At 72.3% G+C, this 16,944-nt stretch carries 11 protein-coding genes; 6 read left to right on the top strand and 5 right to left on the bottom strand.

The window, feature by feature from the left end; genetic code table 11:
• Nucleotides 1-57 precede the first annotated feature (57 nt).
• The 3 genes from ACFW01_RS15040 to ACFW01_RS15030 all read left to right on the top strand — a co-directional run bounded on the left by ACFW01_RS15040 (nt 58) and on the right by ACFW01_RS15030 (nt 4,866).
• Nucleotides 58-1,350, top strand: a complete 1,293-nt coding sequence (locus ACFW01_RS15040) for a ribonuclease D (RefSeq protein WP_384503896.1) — start codon at nt 58-60, stop codon at nt 1,348-1,350.
• Nucleotides 1,351-1,522: 172 nt separating this feature from the next.
• Nucleotides 1,523-2,740: a thiolase family protein gene (locus tag ACFW01_RS15035; RefSeq protein ID WP_384503894.1), complete on the top strand. Its 1,218-nt coding sequence runs from the start codon at nt 1,523-1,525 to the stop codon at nt 2,738-2,740.
• Nucleotides 2,737-4,866 (top strand): 3-hydroxyacyl-CoA dehydrogenase NAD-binding domain-containing protein, encoded by a 2,130-nt coding sequence (locus ACFW01_RS15030; protein ID WP_234959978.1) that lies wholly within the window; start codon nt 2,737-2,739, stop codon nt 4,864-4,866. The genes ACFW01_RS15035 and ACFW01_RS15030 overlap by 4 nt, the downstream gene beginning before the upstream one ends.
• A gap of 65 nt (nt 4,867-4,931) precedes the next feature.
• Here the strand turns inward: ACFW01_RS15030 and ACFW01_RS15025 are convergent, their stop codons facing one another.
• Both ACFW01_RS15025 and ACFW01_RS15020 read right to left on the bottom strand, forming a co-directional pair.
• Entirely contained in the window at nt 4,932-6,425 is a 1,494-nt protein-coding gene (locus tag ACFW01_RS15025; protein ID WP_384503892.1) for a hypothetical protein, read from the bottom strand.
• Between the two features lie 44 nt (nt 6,426-6,469).
• Nucleotides 6,470-7,918, bottom strand: coding sequence for a hypothetical protein (locus tag ACFW01_RS15020; protein WP_384503890.1), 1,449 nt, complete (start codon nt 7,916-7,918; stop codon nt 6,470-6,472).
• A 65-nt stretch (nt 7,919-7,983) separates the two neighbouring features.
• Between ACFW01_RS15020 and ACFW01_RS15015 the strand changes: the two genes are divergently transcribed.
• A complete protein-coding gene (locus ACFW01_RS15015) occupies nt 7,984-8,895 on the top strand; it encodes an endonuclease/exonuclease/phosphatase family protein (RefSeq protein ID WP_384503888.1) in 912 nt (303 codons plus the stop codon).
• A 20-nt stretch (nt 8,896-8,915) separates the two neighbouring features.
• On the opposite strand, the gene ACFW01_RS15010 is transcribed toward ACFW01_RS15015, so the two are convergent.
• Nucleotides 8,916-12,785, bottom strand: a complete 3,870-nt coding sequence (locus ACFW01_RS15010; RefSeq protein ID WP_384503886.1) for a CDP-glycerol glycerophosphotransferase family protein — start codon at nt 12,783-12,785, stop codon at nt 8,916-8,918.
• Between the two features lie 366 nt (nt 12,786-13,151).
• Between ACFW01_RS15010 and ACFW01_RS15005 the strand changes: the two genes are divergently transcribed.
• Nucleotides 13,152-14,240: an LCP family protein gene (locus ACFW01_RS15005; protein WP_234959973.1), complete on the top strand. Its 1,089-nt coding sequence runs from the start codon at nt 13,152-13,154 to the stop codon at nt 14,238-14,240.
• 69 nt (nt 14,241-14,309) lie between these two features.
• Here the strand turns inward: ACFW01_RS15005 and ACFW01_RS15000 are convergent, their stop codons facing one another.
• Nucleotides 14,310-15,434 carry a hypothetical protein gene (locus ACFW01_RS15000; RefSeq protein WP_384503884.1) on the bottom strand — a complete coding sequence of 375 codons (1,125 nt, stop codon included), beginning with the start codon at nt 15,432-15,434 and terminating at the stop codon, nt 14,310-14,312.
• A 119-nt stretch (nt 15,435-15,553) separates the two neighbouring features.
• Entirely contained in the window at nt 15,554-16,576 is a 1,023-nt protein-coding gene (locus tag ACFW01_RS14995) for a hypothetical protein (RefSeq protein ID WP_384503882.1), read from the bottom strand.
• Between the two features lie 80 nt (nt 16,577-16,656).
• Here ACFW01_RS14995 and ACFW01_RS14990 point away from each other — a divergent pair.
• Nucleotides 16,657-16,944: NTP pyrophosphohydrolase (locus ACFW01_RS14990; protein ID WP_384503880.1), on the top strand; the 288-nt coding region annotated here is incomplete at its 3' end.

The following is a 16,944-nucleotide window of genomic DNA, read 5'->3' as shown; positions in this document are numbered from 1 at the left end:
CCCCTCTCCTCCTGCCCCGCGGCCCCCCCCCCGCCGATCCACCGATAGTCTTGACAGGTGACCGACGCCCACGAAACCGCAGCAGACCGCCCACTGCGAACCACCGGAGGCGCCCCTCCGGACGACGCCGGATCTTCTGTGAGTCAGGCGCCGACCCCCTTGCTCGAACCACGCGAGGGCATTCCGCCGGTGATCGCCGACGCCGACGCCCTCGCCGAGGTGACCGCCGCCTTCGCCGCCGGCCACGGCCCCGTCGCCGTCGACGCCGAGCGCGCCTCCGGGTACCGCTACGGGCAGCGGGCGTACCTGGTGCAGCTGCGCCGCGAGGGCGCCGGGAGCGCGCTGATCGACCCGGTGGCCTGCCCCGACCTGTCCGGTCTCGGCGCGGCGATCGCGGACGTGGAGTGGGTGCTGCACGCCGCCACCCAGGACCTGCCGTGCCTGCGCGAAATAGGGATGGTGCCCACCCGCATCTTCGACACCGAGCTGGCCGGGCGGCTCGCCGGGTTCCCGCGGGTCGGTCTCGGCGCGATGGTGGAGAACGTCCTGGGCTTCGTCCTGGAGAAGGGCCACTCCGCCGTCGACTGGTCCACCCGCCCGCTGCCCGAGCCCTGGCTGCGCTACGCCGCGCTCGACGTCGAGCTGCTCGTCGACCTGCGGGACGCGCTGGAGAAGGAGCTGGACCGGCAGGGCAAGCTGGAGTGGGCCCGGCAGGAGTTCGACGCGATCGCGTCCGCCCCGCCGCCCGAGCCGCGCAAGGACCCCTGGCGGCGCACGTCCGGCATGCACAAGGTGCGCCGGCGCCGGCAGCTGGCCGTCGTGCGGGAGCTGTGGCAGGCCCGGGACCGGATCGCGCAGCGCCGGGACGTCTCCCCCGGCAAGGTGCTCGGGGACGCGGCCATCGTCGAAGCGGCGCTCGCGCTGCCCGCCGACGCGCAGGCCCTGTCCGCGCTGAACGGCTTCGGGCGGGTCAGCCGCCGGCAGCTGGAGCAGTGGCAGGTGTCGGTCGACCGGGCCAAGGCGCTCTCCGAGTCGCAGCTGCCGCAGCCCGGCCAGCCGGTGACCGGTCCCCCGCCACCGCGGGCCTGGGCCGACAAGGACCCGGCCGCCGCGGCCCGGCTGTCCGCGGCGCGCACGGCGGTGACGGCGCTCGCCGAGCAGCTCGCCATGCCGCAGGAGAACCTGATCACGCCGGACACGGTGCGCCGGGTCTGCTGGGAGCCGCCGGCCGCGGTCGACGCCGGTTCGGTGGCGGCCGCCCTGGCCGGCCACGGGGCGCGGCCCTGGCAGGTGGAGCAGGTGACGCCGGTCCTGGTCACCGCGCTGACCTCCGCGGCGGACCCGCGCTGAGCCACCCGGCGGACCCGCGCCGGCCTCCCCGTGCCCCCGACGGTGTGACGTTCGCCGCTCCCGCCGGGGGGACTGGGCAGCTACGTTACTCATAAGTAGCATGGGGCCTGAGCGCGCGCTCAGTGCATGCGTGCCGCAGCAGTGCCACCCCGCACCCTGGAGGAGAGCCATCGTGCCTCGTACCGTCAGGGACGTCGTCTTCGTAGACGGCGTCCGCACCCCGTTCGGCAAGGCGGGCCCGAAGGGCGTCTACCACGAGACCCGCGCCGACGACCTGGTCGTGAAGGCGATCCGGGAGCTGCTGCGCCGCAACCCCGGCCTCGACCCGAAGAAGGTCGACGAGGTCGCCGTCGCCGCCACCACGCAGGTCGGCGACCAGGGCCTGACCATCGGCCGGATGGCCGGCATCCTCGCCGGTCTGCCCCAGTCGGTGCCCGGCTACGCGATCGACCGCATGTGCGCGGGCGCGCTGACCGCCGTCACCACGGTGGCCGGCTCGGTCGCCTTCGGCGCGTACGACGTCGCCATCGCGGGCGGTGTGGAGCACATGGGCCGCCACCCGATGGGCGAGGGCGCCGACCCCAACCCGCGGTTCGTCTCCGAGAAGCTGGTCGACGAGTCCGCCCTGTTCATGGGCATGACCGCGGAGAACCTGCACGACCGCTACCCGGGCATCACCAAGCAGCGCGCCGACGAGTACGCCGTGCGCTCGCAGGAGAAGGCCGCCAAGGCGTACGCCAACGGCCGGATCCAGGCCGACCTGGTGCCGGTCTCGGTGCGCCGCACCAACGAAGAGGCGGGCGAGACGGGCTGGGGCCTGGTCACCGCCGACGAGCCGATGCGTCCGGGCACCACCCTGGAGAACCTGTCCGGCCTGAAGACGCCGTTCCGCGTGCACGGCCGGGTCACCGCGGGCAACGCGGCCGGTCTGAACGACGGCGCCACCGCCTCGATCATCGCGAGCGAGGACTTCGCCCGCGAGCACGACCTGCCGGTCAAGATGCGCCTGGTCTCGTACTCCTTCGCGGGCGTCGAGCCGGAGGTCATGGGCTACGGTCCGATCCCGGCCACGGAGAAGGCTCTGGCCCAGGCCGGCCTGACCATCGACGACATCGGCCTGTTCGAGATCAACGAGGCCTTCGCCGTCCAGGTCCTCGCCTTCCTGGAGCACTACGGCATCGCCGACGACGACGCGCGCGTCAATCAGTACGGCGGCGCCATCGCCTTCGGCCACCCGCTGGCCTCCTCCGGCGTGCGTCTGATGACGCAGCTGGCCCGCCAGTTCGAGGAGCAGCCGCACGTCCGCTACGGCCTGACCACCATGTGCGTCGGCTTCGGCATGGGCGCGACCGTCATCTGGGAGAACCCGCACTTCGAGGGGGACAAGTGAGCACCACCGCAGAGCTGCTGAAGGGTGCGGCCGAGCTGTTCCCCGGCGAGGTCGTCACCCGGGCGCACGTACGCCACTTCGACCTTCCCCTCGGTGCCGGGCGCTTCGCCCTGATCACCCTGGACAACGGCCACGACCACACCAAGCCGACCACGCTCGGCCCGCAGTCGCTGGCGAACATCGACGCCGCGATCGACCAGGTCGAGAAGGAGGCCGCGGACGGCGACATCGTCGGCGTCGGCGTCACCGGCAAGCCGTTCATCTTCGCCGTCGGCGCCGACCTCAAGGGCGTCGAGCTGCTGAAGCGGCACGAGGACGCGCTGGCCATCGGCAAGGGCGGCCACGACGTCCTCAAGCGGCTCTCGAAGCTGGCCGTGCCGTCCTTCGCGTACTACAACGGCGCCTCCATGGGCGGCGGCGTGGAGATCGGCCTGCACTGCTCCTACCGGACGGTCTCCGCGGCCCTCCCGGCGTTCTCGCTCCCCGAGGTCTTCCTCGGCCTGGTCCCCGGCTGGGGCGGCTGCACCCTGCTGCCGAACCTGATCGGCGCGGACAAGGCCGTCTCGGTGATCATCGAGAACAGCCTGAACCAGAACAAGCAGCTCAAGGGCAAGCAGGTCTACGAACTCGGCATCGCGGACGCGCTGTTCGAGGGCGCGGACTTCCTGGAGCAGTCGCTGATCTGGACGGCGTCCGTCCTCAAGGGCGAGATCGCCGTCGAGCGCCCGGCGATCGACCGCGGCGAGGCCTGGGACCAGGCCGTCGCGAAGGGCCGCTTCATCGCCGACGGCAAGGTGCACGGCGCCGCCCCGGCCGCCTACCGCGCCCTGGACATCATCGCCACCGCCAAGAACGGCGACCTCCAGCAGGGCTTCGACGCCGAGGACCAGGCGCTCGCCGATCTGATCATGGGCGGCGAACTGCGGTCCGGCATCTACGCCTTCAACCTGGTGCAGAAGCGCGGCAAGCGCCCCGCGGGCGCCCCGGACAAGTCGCTGGCCCGCCCGGTCACCAAGGTCGGCGTGGTCGGCGCCGGCCTGATGGCCTCCCAGCTCGCGCTGCTCTTCCTGCGCCGCCTGGAGGTCCCGGTCGTCCTCACCGACATCGACCAGGAGCGCGTCGACAAGGGTGTGGGCTACGTCCACGCCGAGATCGACAAGCTGCTCGGCAAGGGCCGGATCAACCAGGACAAGGCGAACCGGCTCAAGGCCCTGGTCTCCGGCGTCCTGGACAAGGCCGAGGGCTTCGCGGACGCCGACTTCGTCATCGAGGCGGTCTTCGAGGAGATGGGCGTCAAGCAGAAGGTGTTCGCGGAGGTCGAGGCGGTCGCCCCGGCGCACGCGATCCTCGCCACCAACACCTCCTCCCTCTCCGTCTCGGAGATGGCGTCGAAGCTGAAGCACCCCGAGCGGGTCGTCGGCTTCCACTTCTTCAACCCGGTGGCGATCCTGCCGCTGCTGGAGATCGTCCGCGGTGAGCAGACCGACGAGGCCTCGCTGGCCACGGCGTTCGGCGTCGCGAAGAAGCTGAAGAAGACCGCGGTCCTCGTCAAGGACGCCCCGGCGTTCGTCGTGAACCGCATCCTGACCCGCTTCATGGGCGAGATCCAGAACGTCATCGACGAGGGCACGCCGGTGGCCGTCGCGGAGAAGGCGGTGGAGCCGCTCGGCCTGCCGATGTCCCCGCTGGTCCTGCTGGAGCTGGTCGGCCCGGCGATCGGCCTGCACGTCTCGGAGACCCTCAACCGGGCCTTCCCCGAGCGCTTCACGGTCTCCCCGAACCTCAAGGCGGTCGTCGAGGCCGGCAAGCGCGGCTTCTACGTCTACGACAGCGGGAAGCCCGAGCTGGACCCGGAGGTCGCCGCGCTCCTCAAGCAGGGCGACACCGTCCTGACCGAGGAGCAGGTGCGGGCGCGGGTGCTGGACGCGGTCGCCCAGGAGATCGGCCTGATGCTCGACGAGGGCGTCGTCGCCGAGGCCCAGGACATCGACCTCTGCCTGATCACCGGCGCCGGCTGGCCCTTCCACCTGGGCGGCATCACGCCGTACCTGGACCGCGAGGGCGTCTCGCAGCGGGTGAACGGGAAGCCGTTCCTGGAGGCGGGCGTGGCGAGCGTGCCCGCGTAGGTCTCCGTACGACGAGAGGGCCCCCGCCACGTGTGGCGGGGGCCCTCTCGCGTGCCGGGGCCGGGTCAGTAGCCGTACGGTGTCGCGCCCGCCGTGACGTGCGCGACGGCGAAGGGGACCGGCGTCGCCGGGGACTCGTTTCCCGCCGCGTCCACGGCGAAGACCTCCACCGTGTGCCGCCCCTCCTGCCACGGCCAGCCGGAGTCCCAGGCCCAGCGCCCGTCGACCGCGACCGGACTCCCGCCGAGGAGCGTGCCGCCCGCCCGGAACCCCACCTGCGCGGCGCCCCTGGCCAGGCCGGTGAAGCGTACGGCCCCGCCGGCGATCTGCTCGTAGGCCATCGGGGACCGCACGACCGGCGCCGCGAGTGTGTCGGGGGGACCGTCGGCGGCGGGCACCGCAGGCGTGACCCGCGCCGTGCCGGCCCCCTCCGCGACGGCGAAGGCGACCTCCGTCGTGACGGAGTGGGTTCCGGCCGGGTCCACGGCGAAGATCTTGACGCGGTGCTCCCCCTTGGCCCACGGCCCGCTCGGCTCCCAGAACCAGGTGCCGTCGGCCGCCACCTGCGGGGACCCGAGGAACTTGCCCTTCTCCCACAGGCTCACCCGCACCGCGCCGGCCGCGGATCCGTTGAACCGCCATCCCGTGCGGGGCAGTCGGGCGCCCTGCGTCGGCAGGGCCACCACGGGAGGAGCGAAGGTGCCCTCCGCCTTGACCTTGGCGGTGTCGCCGAGGAACCGGTCGATGGCGGACGTGTCGCGGTCGGGCTCCTCGTAGCCGTGGCGGGTCAGCCCGAGCCTGGGCGCGATCCCATCGACCAGCAGGTAGGCGATCCCCAGGAGCGGCGGCACGTTCCGCACGGTCACCTGGTTGTGCTCCCGCACGAACGGGGACTCGCTGTGGATGTAGTTGAAGTTCGGGTAGCGGCGCAGCATCTCCAGGTAGGGCTCGATCTGGATGGGGTACTGCTCGTCCTGCGGGGATGACACCAGGTAGATGTTGGCCTCGCGCCCGGCTCCCGCCGCCAGCAGGTCCGGCAGGACCGAGTCCAGGACCCGGGCGTTCTCCTCGGGCAGGCCCTCGCCCAGCATGGACCGGCCGACCTTGGGATACGTCTCCCGGACGAAGGTGCCGATGCGGAGCTGCGGCACGCACGCCACGATGTTGCGGAAGCCGTACCGCAGCCCGTAGTACAGGGCCGCGCTTGCCCCCTTCGAACTGCCCCAGAGTGTCACGTCGTCCGGGGTCAGGCCGAGGGCCCGCACCACCCTGGCGATCAGGCCGGCGACCGAACTCTCGACGGAGAAGTCCATCTCCCGGCAGAGGTAGTAGGTGAGCCCGCCGTCGAAGCGGTCACGGATCCACAGGATGTTGGACCGCAGGTCGTCCAGGACTCCGGTGGACCATCCGTAGTCGTCCGGGGCCGCCAGGTTGGCGAAGACGACGGTCAGGTGGCGGTTCCCCTTCTTGGCGTGGGCGAATCTGTACTCCACCGGACGCGCACCTGACGTGTCGATCCCGGTGATGATCTGGCGCCCGTTCGACGTCGCTCTGGGCATCTGCGGCTTCCTCTGGTGAGTTGGTCCGATCGGCGGACGTGCGGTCAGTAGCCCGGCGCGAGGTGCCCGGCGGGTTCCGGGACGTACATGACGGTGAAGCCGGCCGTCGTCGGCGCGGACTGACCGCCGGCCACGTCCACCGCGACGACCTCGACCAGATGCGGCCCCTCCGGCCACGACCAGCCCGGGTCCCAGCCCCAGACGCCGTCCGGCGCGACCGCCACCGCGCCCAGCGGCACGCCGTTCTCCCGGAAGCCGACCTGGACCGCGCCCGGCGCGGTCCCGTGGAAGGCGACCGACGGCCCCACCTGCTGCCCCGGTCCAGGAACGGCGACGACCGGCGGGGTCGGCCCCGCCTGGACCGGGCGGTCGACGACCGTGAAGGGCACCTCGACCCGGCTGGAGTGGAACCCCGCCGGGTCGACCGCGAAGATCTTGACCAGGTGCTTGCCCGCCGCCCACGGTCTGGCCGACGCCCAGGACCAGGAGCCGTCGGCCGCGACCTCCGGCGATGCCACGAACTTGCCGTTCTCCCACATGCTGACCCGCACCGCCCCGTGGGCCGTCCCGGCGAAGCGGAGGCCGGTGACGGGGGCCTCGCCGTTGTAGGCCGGGGCCGTCACCACGGGCGGCGCGAACGCCTCGGCGCCCTGCACCTTGGAGGTGGCGGAGAGGTACGCCTCGATGTCCGACGTCTCCCGGTCGAACTCCTCGGCGGCGTGGCGTACGAACCCGAGGCGCGGGGCGTAGCCGTCGGCGAGCAGGTTCAGCAGACCGACGAGCGCCGGGACGTTGCGCCGGGTGACCGTGGCGTGGCCGGTGATCGTCGGCGACTCGCTGTACAGGAAGTTGAAGTTGTCGTAGCCCTGGAACATGCCGAGGAAGGGCTCCACCTGCACCGCGTAGTGCTCGTCCTGGGGTGAGGAGAGCACGTAGATGTTGGCGGCGCTGTTCGCGCGGGCCCGCACCAGGTCGGGGAGGAGCGCGTCCAGGAACCGGGCGTTGTGCGCCGGGGCGCCCTCGCCCAGCATGTAGGCGGAGACCTTCGGGTGCCGCCGCTCCAGGGCGTCGCCCACGAGGAACTGCGGCACGATGGCCACGATGTTCCGGTACCCGTACCGCAGCCCGAAGTACAGCGCGGCGCTGCCGCCCTTGGAGCCGCCCCACAGAGTGACCTGGTCCGGCGTCAGGCCCAGCGACCGCGTGACGTTCGAGATGAGGGTCTGCACCGAGTCCGCCAAGCCGAAGTCCATGTTCCGGCACAGGTAGTAGGCGTTCATCCCGTCGAAGCGGTCGCGGATCCAGAGGATGTTGGCGCGTACGTTGTCGAAGACGCCGTTGCACCAGCCGTAGTCCTCGGGCGCGGAGAAGTTGGCGAACACCACGACGAGGTGGCGGTTGCCGCTCTTGGCGTGGGAGAAGCGGTACTCGACGGGAAACGGGCCCGAGGCCTCGATCCCGTTGAACATCTTCCGCGCGGGCGCCTTGGTCATGTACGGAACTCCACTCTCATGACCGCCCCCGTGGGCCGGCTCGGTCGATCGGACATGATGTCGGGATGCCTCTGCCGGACTTCCCGCTCCTCACCGGCCCGCGCCGTCGTCGCGGCCTCGTCGCCGTGGCCTCGGTGCTCGCGCTGTCGGCACTCCTGGTCGCGCTGGTGCCGGCGCTGACCGCGAGGGGGACGGTGCGGTCCCTCCCGGCGGAGCGCGTCCTGACCGTGGCGTCCTGGAACATGTGCGGCGTGCGGCGGTGGAACTGCGCGGAGACCGGCGGTGCCGCCGCCAAGAGGCGGGCGGTGGAACGGCTCGTCGGCGAGGGTGCCGACGTGGTGCTGCTCCAGGAGGCCTGCGCCGCCGAGGCGGAGTCGGTCCGCGACGCCCTCGGCGGTTCCTGGCGGCTCGCCTTCCGTCCCTACACCTCGCGCGACCGGGCCGGGCGTTCCGGCACGGTGCGGTGCGACGGGCGCGGGCAGGGCGCGGCCGGCCTCGCCCTGCTCTCGGCCCACCCGCTGTCCTCGGTGCGGTCGGTGGCCTCGCGCCAGCCGGTGGCCGGGCTGGGGCGCGGCATCCTGTGCGCGACGGTCGACAAGGCCGGCGTCCGGGTGTGCAACGCCCACCTGAGCCTGCCCGGCAGCGACCTGGCGCATCCCGGCCGGGAGTACCGCGACGACCAGTTGCGGGCACTGGTCGCGGCGGTGCCGCAGCGGCGCACCGTGTTCGGCGGCGACTTCAACCTGAATCCGCCGAGCGCCCGCAACAGGTCCCGCTGGGTGTGGCCCGACGCCGTCTACCGCGTCTACCGGGAGTGCGACCAGGACTCCGCCGCCGACCGCTCCGGGCGCCCGACCCACGAGTCCGGTCACAAGCTCGACTATCTGTTCACCGGCCTGCCCAGGTCCGGCTGCACGGTGCGCGACACCGGCGTCTCCGACCACCGCGCGCTGCTGGTCCGGGTGGACACCGGCTGAGGGCCCGCCGAGTGCCGGCGTCATACGACCGCGCCCTCGAAGGTCCGCCCGCCGGGCATGAGCTGCGCGGAGCCGGCGTGCCCCGGACCGGGCTGCGCGGGCACCGCACCGACCACCGGCGCGTCGGCGGGACCTGATTGCACCGTCCGGCGCGGCGCGGTGAACCAGCTCCCGGCACGGCCCTGGACCGGCGTCATGGCGCGGCCCGCCTGCCGGGTGCCGACGGTGCCCACGGCCGGTGCCTGCGCCTGCCCGGGAGCGAGGTCGCCGCCCGCCACGAGCATCCGGTCGGCGAGCCGCGCGGCGGCGTGACCGTCGTCCAGGTCGCAGAACTCGCGCTGGAACCAGCGGTACCGCTCGGCGTAGGCCTCCTCGATCCGGTCGATCCGCTCGACGGCCGTCACCAGCGCCTCGGAGGTGTGCAGGAGGGGGCCGGGTGCGCTGCTCGCGAAGTCGAAGTAGAAGCCGCGCAGGGTGTCCCGGTAGTGGTCCAGGTCGTAGGTGAAGAAGAGGATGGGCCGCCCGGTATTGACGTAGTCGAACATCAGGGAGGAGTAGTCCGTGATCATCACGTCGGTGATCAGGGAGAGTTCGGCCATGTCCGGGTAGTCGGAGACGTCGAAGACGAATCCGTCGCCGGCGCCGGGCACCGGGTCCACGACGTTGGGGTGGCGGCGGACCAGGAGGACGTGGTCGTCGCCCAGCCGGGCGCGGGCGTCCGCGAGGTCGATGCGGAAGTCCAGCTTGTACTTGCCGGGCGCGTAGTACTGGTCGTCGCGCCAGGTGGGCGCGTACATCACGACCCGCTTGCCCTCGGGCAGGCCGATGCGGCGGCGGATCTCGCGCTCCCGCTCCTCGGTGCCGGGCAGCCGGAGGATGTCGTTGCGGGGGTAGCCCGACTCGACCATCTCCCCGGGGAAGCCGAAGGCGCGCTGGAGGATCGGGGTGGAGAAGCTGTTGGGCGAGACCAGCATGTCCCAGTTCCGCACCTCCTTCTCGACCCGTTCCAGGTAGCGCTGGTCGGCGAAGTGGATGGACTCGATGTCGTGGCCGATCTTCTTCAGCGGGGTGCCGTGCCAGGTCTGCACGACGATCTGGCCGTCGCGCCGCTGGAACCAGTCGGGGAGGTGGTTGTTGGCGACGACGTACCGGCTGGTGGCCAGGGCCTCGTACCACTCGGGCGACCACATGCGGATCGGGATCGCGCTGGGCGGCACCTCCACCTGGTCGTCGCGCACCACCCACAGCTGTTCGAGGCCGGTCCCGCGCCGGAGCAGTTCCTCGTGCAGGGCGCGGGGGCTGTCGGAGTACTGGGTGCCCTTGAAGGCGTCGAAGAGGACGGCGGGGCGCACCCGTTGCCGGCGGGCCGCGGGGTACGCCTTGGTGCGCAGCAGCTTCTGGCGGTAGGGGCCGCGGGCGTAGTCGGGCATGGCGGAGTGGACGAGCAGGGAGAGCCGGTCGTACGCCTCGGCCTGGAGTTCGTAGCGGCGCTCGTTCTCCTCGTACTCCTCGGGGAAGGCGCCGACGAGATCCTGCTCGATCTTCACCATCAGGTCTTCGAGGCGGTCCTCGCGGGCCACCGCCGACAGGTCCTGGCGGCGCAGGAAGAAGTCCCAGCGGCCGGCCGCGAGCGGGATGTCTCCGGCCAGCGTCCGCATGGCGGCCGGGCTGACCAGGCACCGGAACGCGTTGCCGTCCCACTCGACGGGGACCTCGCGCTCCGCGCCGTGCGCCCGGGAGCGGACCACCAGGTGGGCGTCCCGGTACTCGCGCGACGAGAGCCGGTCCGCGGCCAGGTAGCGGCCGTGGATCTCCAGCGAGCCGTCCGGATGCCAGGAGAATCGATTCACCGTAGGCAGGGTGGCGCGCTCGAAGAGGACGAGGTAGCCCGAGCCGTTGCGGTGCACCACGACCTCGCGGTCGCCCTCCCGGGTCTGCAGCGCGCCGGGCATGCGGTAGTGGCCGTCGGGCGTCTCCTCGGCCATGACCGGGTAGAGGGCGCCCTTGCGGCCCTCCACGTGGAGGGTGGTCTTCCAGCCGTTGCTGCCCATGCTCCAGGACTCCGGGATGTCCGCGTCGGCCTGGGCGTCGGCCCGGAAGGCCGGCACCAGCGAGCGCAGCGGCAGCCTGGCCGAGAAGGTGCACCAGCCCTCGCCGCCCGCCGTGAAGTACACGCGGCCGTCGTGCTGGCCCGCGCCGCTGAGGCTGGTGACACGCAGCTTGCCCCACTCCGGCACGCGCGGCCCGAGGTAGACCCCGCGCACTTCCAGCTGGTCGCCACTCACGCGGTGGCCGGTGATCCGGCAGCGGACGATCTCGACCCGGAGCTTCAGCTTGCCCTGGAGGAAGACCGGAAGGATGCGGGTGTTCTTGTCGACATAGCGGTACGGCGGGTTGGCGGAGCTTCCCGCGCTGCCCCGGTCGATGCCCCGGTAGCGGAACAGCCCGCGGCTGAGGACACCGGCGGCCACGTCCCAGGTCCCCTCGACCCACTGGCCCTTGCGCTTCAGCCGGGTCGTGTCGATCCGGGCCTCGAAGCCGGCCCAGTCGTAGCAGTAGCGGTTCTGGTTGGAGTGCTCGGTGGCCTGGGGCGCGTAGGTGGTCTTCGCCGGGGTGATCACCATCCGTCCCTGCTTCTTGTTCCGCAGGGCGATCGCCTTCACCGACATGTGGCGCTTGTGCACGTTGATGAAGCGCACGTACGCGCTCCCGGTGAGGGTCAGCAGATGGCCGTTGGTGCTCCAGCGGGCCCCGCCGAGCGAGCCGTGCAGGGAGAGTTCCTTGTCGAGCCGGAACGCCTTCTTGTCGAGGCCGACCCCGCGGTCCCCGAGGTAGGGGTACTTCAGGTAGCGCCGGAAGCGGCGCTGGACCGGCATCGGGCCGCCGCGGCGCTCGAACTCGATGACCTCCAGCAGCTCGGCCAGCCGCCATTCGCGCACCAGCAGCCACTTGACCCGGGCGTCCGCGGGCAGTTCGTCGATGATGGTGAGGTCGGTCTCGTCGAGGAACTCGTTGGCCCACCGCATGAACGACTGCCGGTACTCCTCGTCCGCGTCCGGCAGCACCTTGAGGTGCAGCATCAGGTCGGACTTCAGGCAGGCGAGGTCGTACTTGCGCTTGCTCTCCTCGTACTGGCGCGAGCGCCGGTCGGCCAGGAAGCGGCTGACCGACTGGACCGCCGCGACCCGGTCCCGCAGGTTGGACAGCTCGGTGTGGCGCTGGGTGATCGAGGGCGCGGCCCCGCCCTCGCGGCGGCGCCAGAAGTACACGATGTCGGTGACGACGTCGACCTTGGCGGCGCGGAAGTGGGCGTACATGTTGACCCAGGAGTCCTCGTACATGACGCCCTCGGGGAACGCGATGTAGTGGTAGTCCCAGAAGGACCGCCGGAACATCTTGTTCCAGACGGTGCGGTCGTAGATCAGCGCCTCGAACCGGGTGATGTGCGTGCCCCGCCGGTTCTTCTGCATCGGGCCCTTGTGCAGCGGTGACTGCCACTTCTTGGTGGAGTTCATCATCTGCACGTTGCCCGAGACGAAGTCCGACTCGGACCCCTCCAGGGTGCGGACCAGCAGGCCGTAGGCGTACTCCGGGATGACGTCGTCCCCGTCGACGAAGGCGAGGAACTCACCCTGGGGGTGCATGGCGCGCAGACCGGTGTTGCGGGCGTGCCCGGGACCCTGCGGCTCCTGGCGGATCATCCGGAAACGCGGGTCGGCGGCGCAGAAGTCGGCGGCGATCCGAGAGGAGCCGTCGGTGGAGCCGTCGTCGACGAGAATCACCTCGAAGTCGCGGAACGACTGCCGAGCGATCGACTCCAGGCATTCGGCGAGATAGGCCTCGACGTCCTGAAAGGGCACGACGATGCTCAGACGCGGGTGATCCACCAACTCGTACTCCTACCAAGACATTTCGCCCAGCGGGCTGCCGAACAGTCCGCACTGGACGCCCCTCCCCTGTCCGGCGCGGCCACGGCCCCCACCGTGAACGCCACACCGGAAACCCCTGACAGCCGGAAAGCCCCCCTTCACAGCCGTCACAGGTTCGCCACATCTTATGTCACCCTTAAGGATGGTCAAGGGGAGTTAATGTGGCGTACATCGCTGTAACCCGCTATGGTTCCCCGCTCGTAAAAAGACTGGGCGTGAGCACATATAGTGCTCGCACTGACACGACCGCCCAGCGGGCCGGCCTCCCCCCACCCGGGCCCTGCGACTCCGCCACCGCGGAGCCCGTGAGGAGAGGAACCCACCACCATGACGCACAGCGCCACCACGGAGCCTCGGCGTGCCCGCCGGGCCGCGCCGGACGGCGGTCGCCGCGCGCCACGCCGCCGCAGACGCTGGGGACGGATCGTCCTGCTGTCGCTCGTCGTGCTCCTGCTCGCCCTCGGCGGCACCGGCTACTGGCTCTACAGCGGCCTGAACGGGAACATCGACGGGGTCGACCTGGACAAGGCCCTCGGCAGCGACCGTCCGGAGAAGCTGCCGACGTCGGGACAGAACCTGCTGGTCCTCGGCTCGGACTCGCGCGCCGGTGACAACGCCTCACTCGGCACGGGCAAGGTCGCCGGGGCCCGTTCGGACACCGCACTGGTGGTGCACATACCCGAGGGCCGCAAGCAGGCCGTCGCCGTGAGCATCCCGCGCGACACCCTGGTCACCCGCCCCGAGTGCGACAAGTCCGACGGCTCCGCCCTGCCGGAGGCCGAGCGCGTGATGTTCAACTCCGTGTACGCGCAGGCCGGACCGGCCTGCGTGGTCAAGACCGTGGAGAAGATGTCCGGCGTCCGCATGGACCACTACATGGAGATCGACTTCGCGGGGTTCAAGGGCCTGGTCGACGCCATCGGCGGGGTGCCCGTCACCGTCGAGGAGCCCATCAAGGACCCCGACAGCGGCCTGGACCTGAGCGCCGGCACCCACACCCTGGACGGCACCGAGTCCCTGGCCTTCGTGCGCACCCGGCACGGGGTGGGCGACGGCAGCGACCTCGGCCGCATCGGGCTCCAGCAGGAGTTCCTGATCGCGCTGCTGAGCGAGGTCAAGAAGCAGGACCTGCTGGGCAGCCCCACCAAGACGTACAAGATCGCCGACAGCCTCACCGCCGCGCTCACCACGGACTCCGAACTGGCCTCGCTGACCAGCCTGGCGGACTTCGCGCGCAGCATGAACGGGGTCGACCCCGCCACCATGGAGACGATCATGCTGCCGGTGGCGTACGACAAGGCCGACCCGAACCGGGTCGTCGCCGCCGAGCCGCAGGCCACCGAGTTGTGGAAGGCCGTCCGGTCGGACTCCGATATCCCCGAGTCGGCCAAGAAGTCGCCCGCGACGGGCGGCTGATCTCCCGCCGGCACGTCCGCACAGGACCGCCCGCAGGACGCCTGCGGTACGCCGCGAGGCACCGGCCGCTCAGGCCCCGAGGGTTCGCCACCGGGTGAGGGCGAGGCCGGTGCCGTCGTCCTGGCGGGCCACCTTCGGGGCGCCGTCGGCCCCGATCAGCGCCATCACCACGCGCCCGTGTCCGTCGCGTGCCAGGGCCGGTGCGCCCTGGCACGACTCGGCCGGGGCGTACCACCAGAATCCGCCGGTTTCGTTCTCCGTGGCGCCCATGCCGAACAGCGCGGAGCCGTCCCGGGCCCGGTGGGCGAGGACGACGCAGTCGTAGCCGTCCACGGCCGTGCGCAGGGAGGCGTACGGCCGTTCGGCCGGCGATCCGCCCAGCGCGGCGGGCCAGTCGCCCTCCCGCCACGCGGCCGCGCCGCCGCTCTCGGCGTCGGTCCAGAAGTACGTGGACCGGTCCGGCCCGGTCTCCACCGCGGTGACCGTGCCCGGCACCGGGCGCAGGGCGAGGCCCTGAGGGCCGGCGAAGTCGCCGCCCGGTGCGGTCTGGCGCCACAGCAGGACGCCCGACGCGGAGACGGCGCAGACCTCCAGCCGGCCGCCGGACAGCGCGACCGGCGCGGGCGGTCCGTCGATGCCGTTGCCGTGCAGATCCTCCCAGGCGCGCCACTTGCCGTTCGGCGCCTCGCGGCGCAGCGACAGGCCGCCGTTCGCGTTGCGTACGAAGACGTGCACCGTGCCGTCGGGCGCGACCGCCCCCACGGGCACCCCGAGTCCCCTGCCCTCGGCGCGGTCGCGGTGCGGGTTGCCCAGGGAGCGCCATTCGGTGAAGGCCAGCCCGGTCTGGTACTGAATGGCGTGCACCACGTCCACGCCGGGCGCGCCGTCGGACCGCTCGCGCTCCCGGCGGCCCAGGAAGTGGACGTAGGTGTCCGCCCCCTGCACCACCGTCAGGTCGGTCAGCCCCGCGACGGGCACGAAGTGCGGCCCGCTCCAGTCGGGGCCGCCCACGGCGGTCTCCGTCCAGCGCACCAGGCCGCCCTCGGCGGGCAGGTAGAGGCTGAGGCGGCCGTCCCTGCCGAGGGTGAGCCAGTCGCCGTGCGGCGGTCCGGCCGCGCCCTCGTGCCCGCGCTCCGCGGTGCCGGGCCCGACCCGGCCGGCCGTGCCGACCGGGGCCGCCGACTTTCTCCGCATGGCCTGCTGCACCTTCCTGAAGCCCGCCGTGTCACGGACAGGGACCGTCGAACGCGGAACATCATATGCCGTTCGTTCACCAGTTCCCCATGCGTCCGTCACCGGGCCGCCGGGCGGCGTCAGACGGCCTGCCACGCCCCCAGCGCCAGCCCCGCCTCGTCCTTCCGCCGGGTGAGGTGGAGCTGACCGGTGGACGGGGAGAGCGTCGCGGCCACCAGGCGGCCGTCGGCGTCCCGCGCCAGGGAGACCGTCGCGTCGGCCGGCAGCGCGGGGCCCGACTCGGTCCAGGCCGCGCCCATCTCCTCCAGTTCCGAGGGGTACGCGGCGAAGGCGACCCGGCCGCTGCCCGCCGAACGCTGGGCGACCACCGTGCAGTCGTGACCGTCTATGACACAGCGGACGGTGGACACGGGGCCGGGGCCGGCGGCGGCCACCAGGGGCGTGGGCTTGCCGCCGGGGCGCCAGGCGCACAGCTCACCGGTGCCGTCGTCGGTGTACAGGACGGTGGTGTGCCCGGCGGAGGTCGCGAGCGCGCGCAGGGTGCCCGGGCGGACGGCCGCGTCGAGGCGCTCCCCCAGCACCGGCCGCGCACCCGCCTTGTCCTGACGCCAGTGCAGGATGCCGTCCGGGACGGGCGCGTACACCTCGACCAGCCCGGTCTCGGCCGTCGCCGCCGTGGGTGCCTCCTGGACGCCGCGGCCCTTCAGGTCGCGCCAGGGGTCCCAGCCGCCCTTCTCCTTCTGGGCCACCATGCTCAGGCCGCCGCCTCCGTTGCGGACGAAGACGTGGGCGCGCCCCTGGGCGTCGACCGCGACGGCCGGCGTCCCGGTGCGGTCGCCCTGCTTGTTGGGGTGGCCGGCCGGCTCCCAGTCCAGGGGGGCGAGCAGCGGCCGGAAGTGCGTGGTGTGCACGAGGCCGGACCGGTCGGCGCCGGTCGGCCGCCAGGCGACCAGATGGGCGTAGCCGTCGGGGCCCCTGCCGACCGCGAGGCCGGGACGCAGTGCCTGGTCGCCGCCGAGGCGGCGCGGGGCCTCCCAGGCGCCCGCGGGCACGCGTTCGGCACGCCAGAGGGCGGCGTCGTCGGTCGGGAGGTACACGCTGAGGCGGCCGTCGCGGCCGAGGAGAAGCCAGTCGCCATTCACCGCACCACTCTAAGCGGGGGCACCGGCTCCGTGCCGCTCGGGTGCCGTCGGGCCCGGTGACCGCGTGCGACCCTGACCGCATGGACGACAACGCACCCCTGCTCGTGATCGTCGACGCCGCGAACGTCGTCGGCTCGGTGCCCGACGGCTGGTGGCGCGACCGGCGCGGTGCCGCGGAGCGCCTGCGGGACCGGCTGGCGGCGGACGGAGTGCCGGGGCAGACCGGGCCGGTGGAGGTCGTGCTGGTGGTCGAGGGCGCGGCGCGCGGCGTGGAGTCCGTGCCGGGCGTGCGGGTGGAGTCGGCACCCGGCAGCGGGGACGACCACATGGTCGGCCTGGTCGAACGCGCCGCCCGTCACCGCCCCGTC

The organism is Streptomyces sp. NPDC058985 (assembly GCF_042740985.1).
Taxonomy (GTDB): Bacteria; Actinomycetota; Actinomycetes; order Streptomycetales; family Streptomycetaceae; genus Streptomyces.
This window is presented reverse-complemented; position numbering and strand designations above follow the sequence as displayed.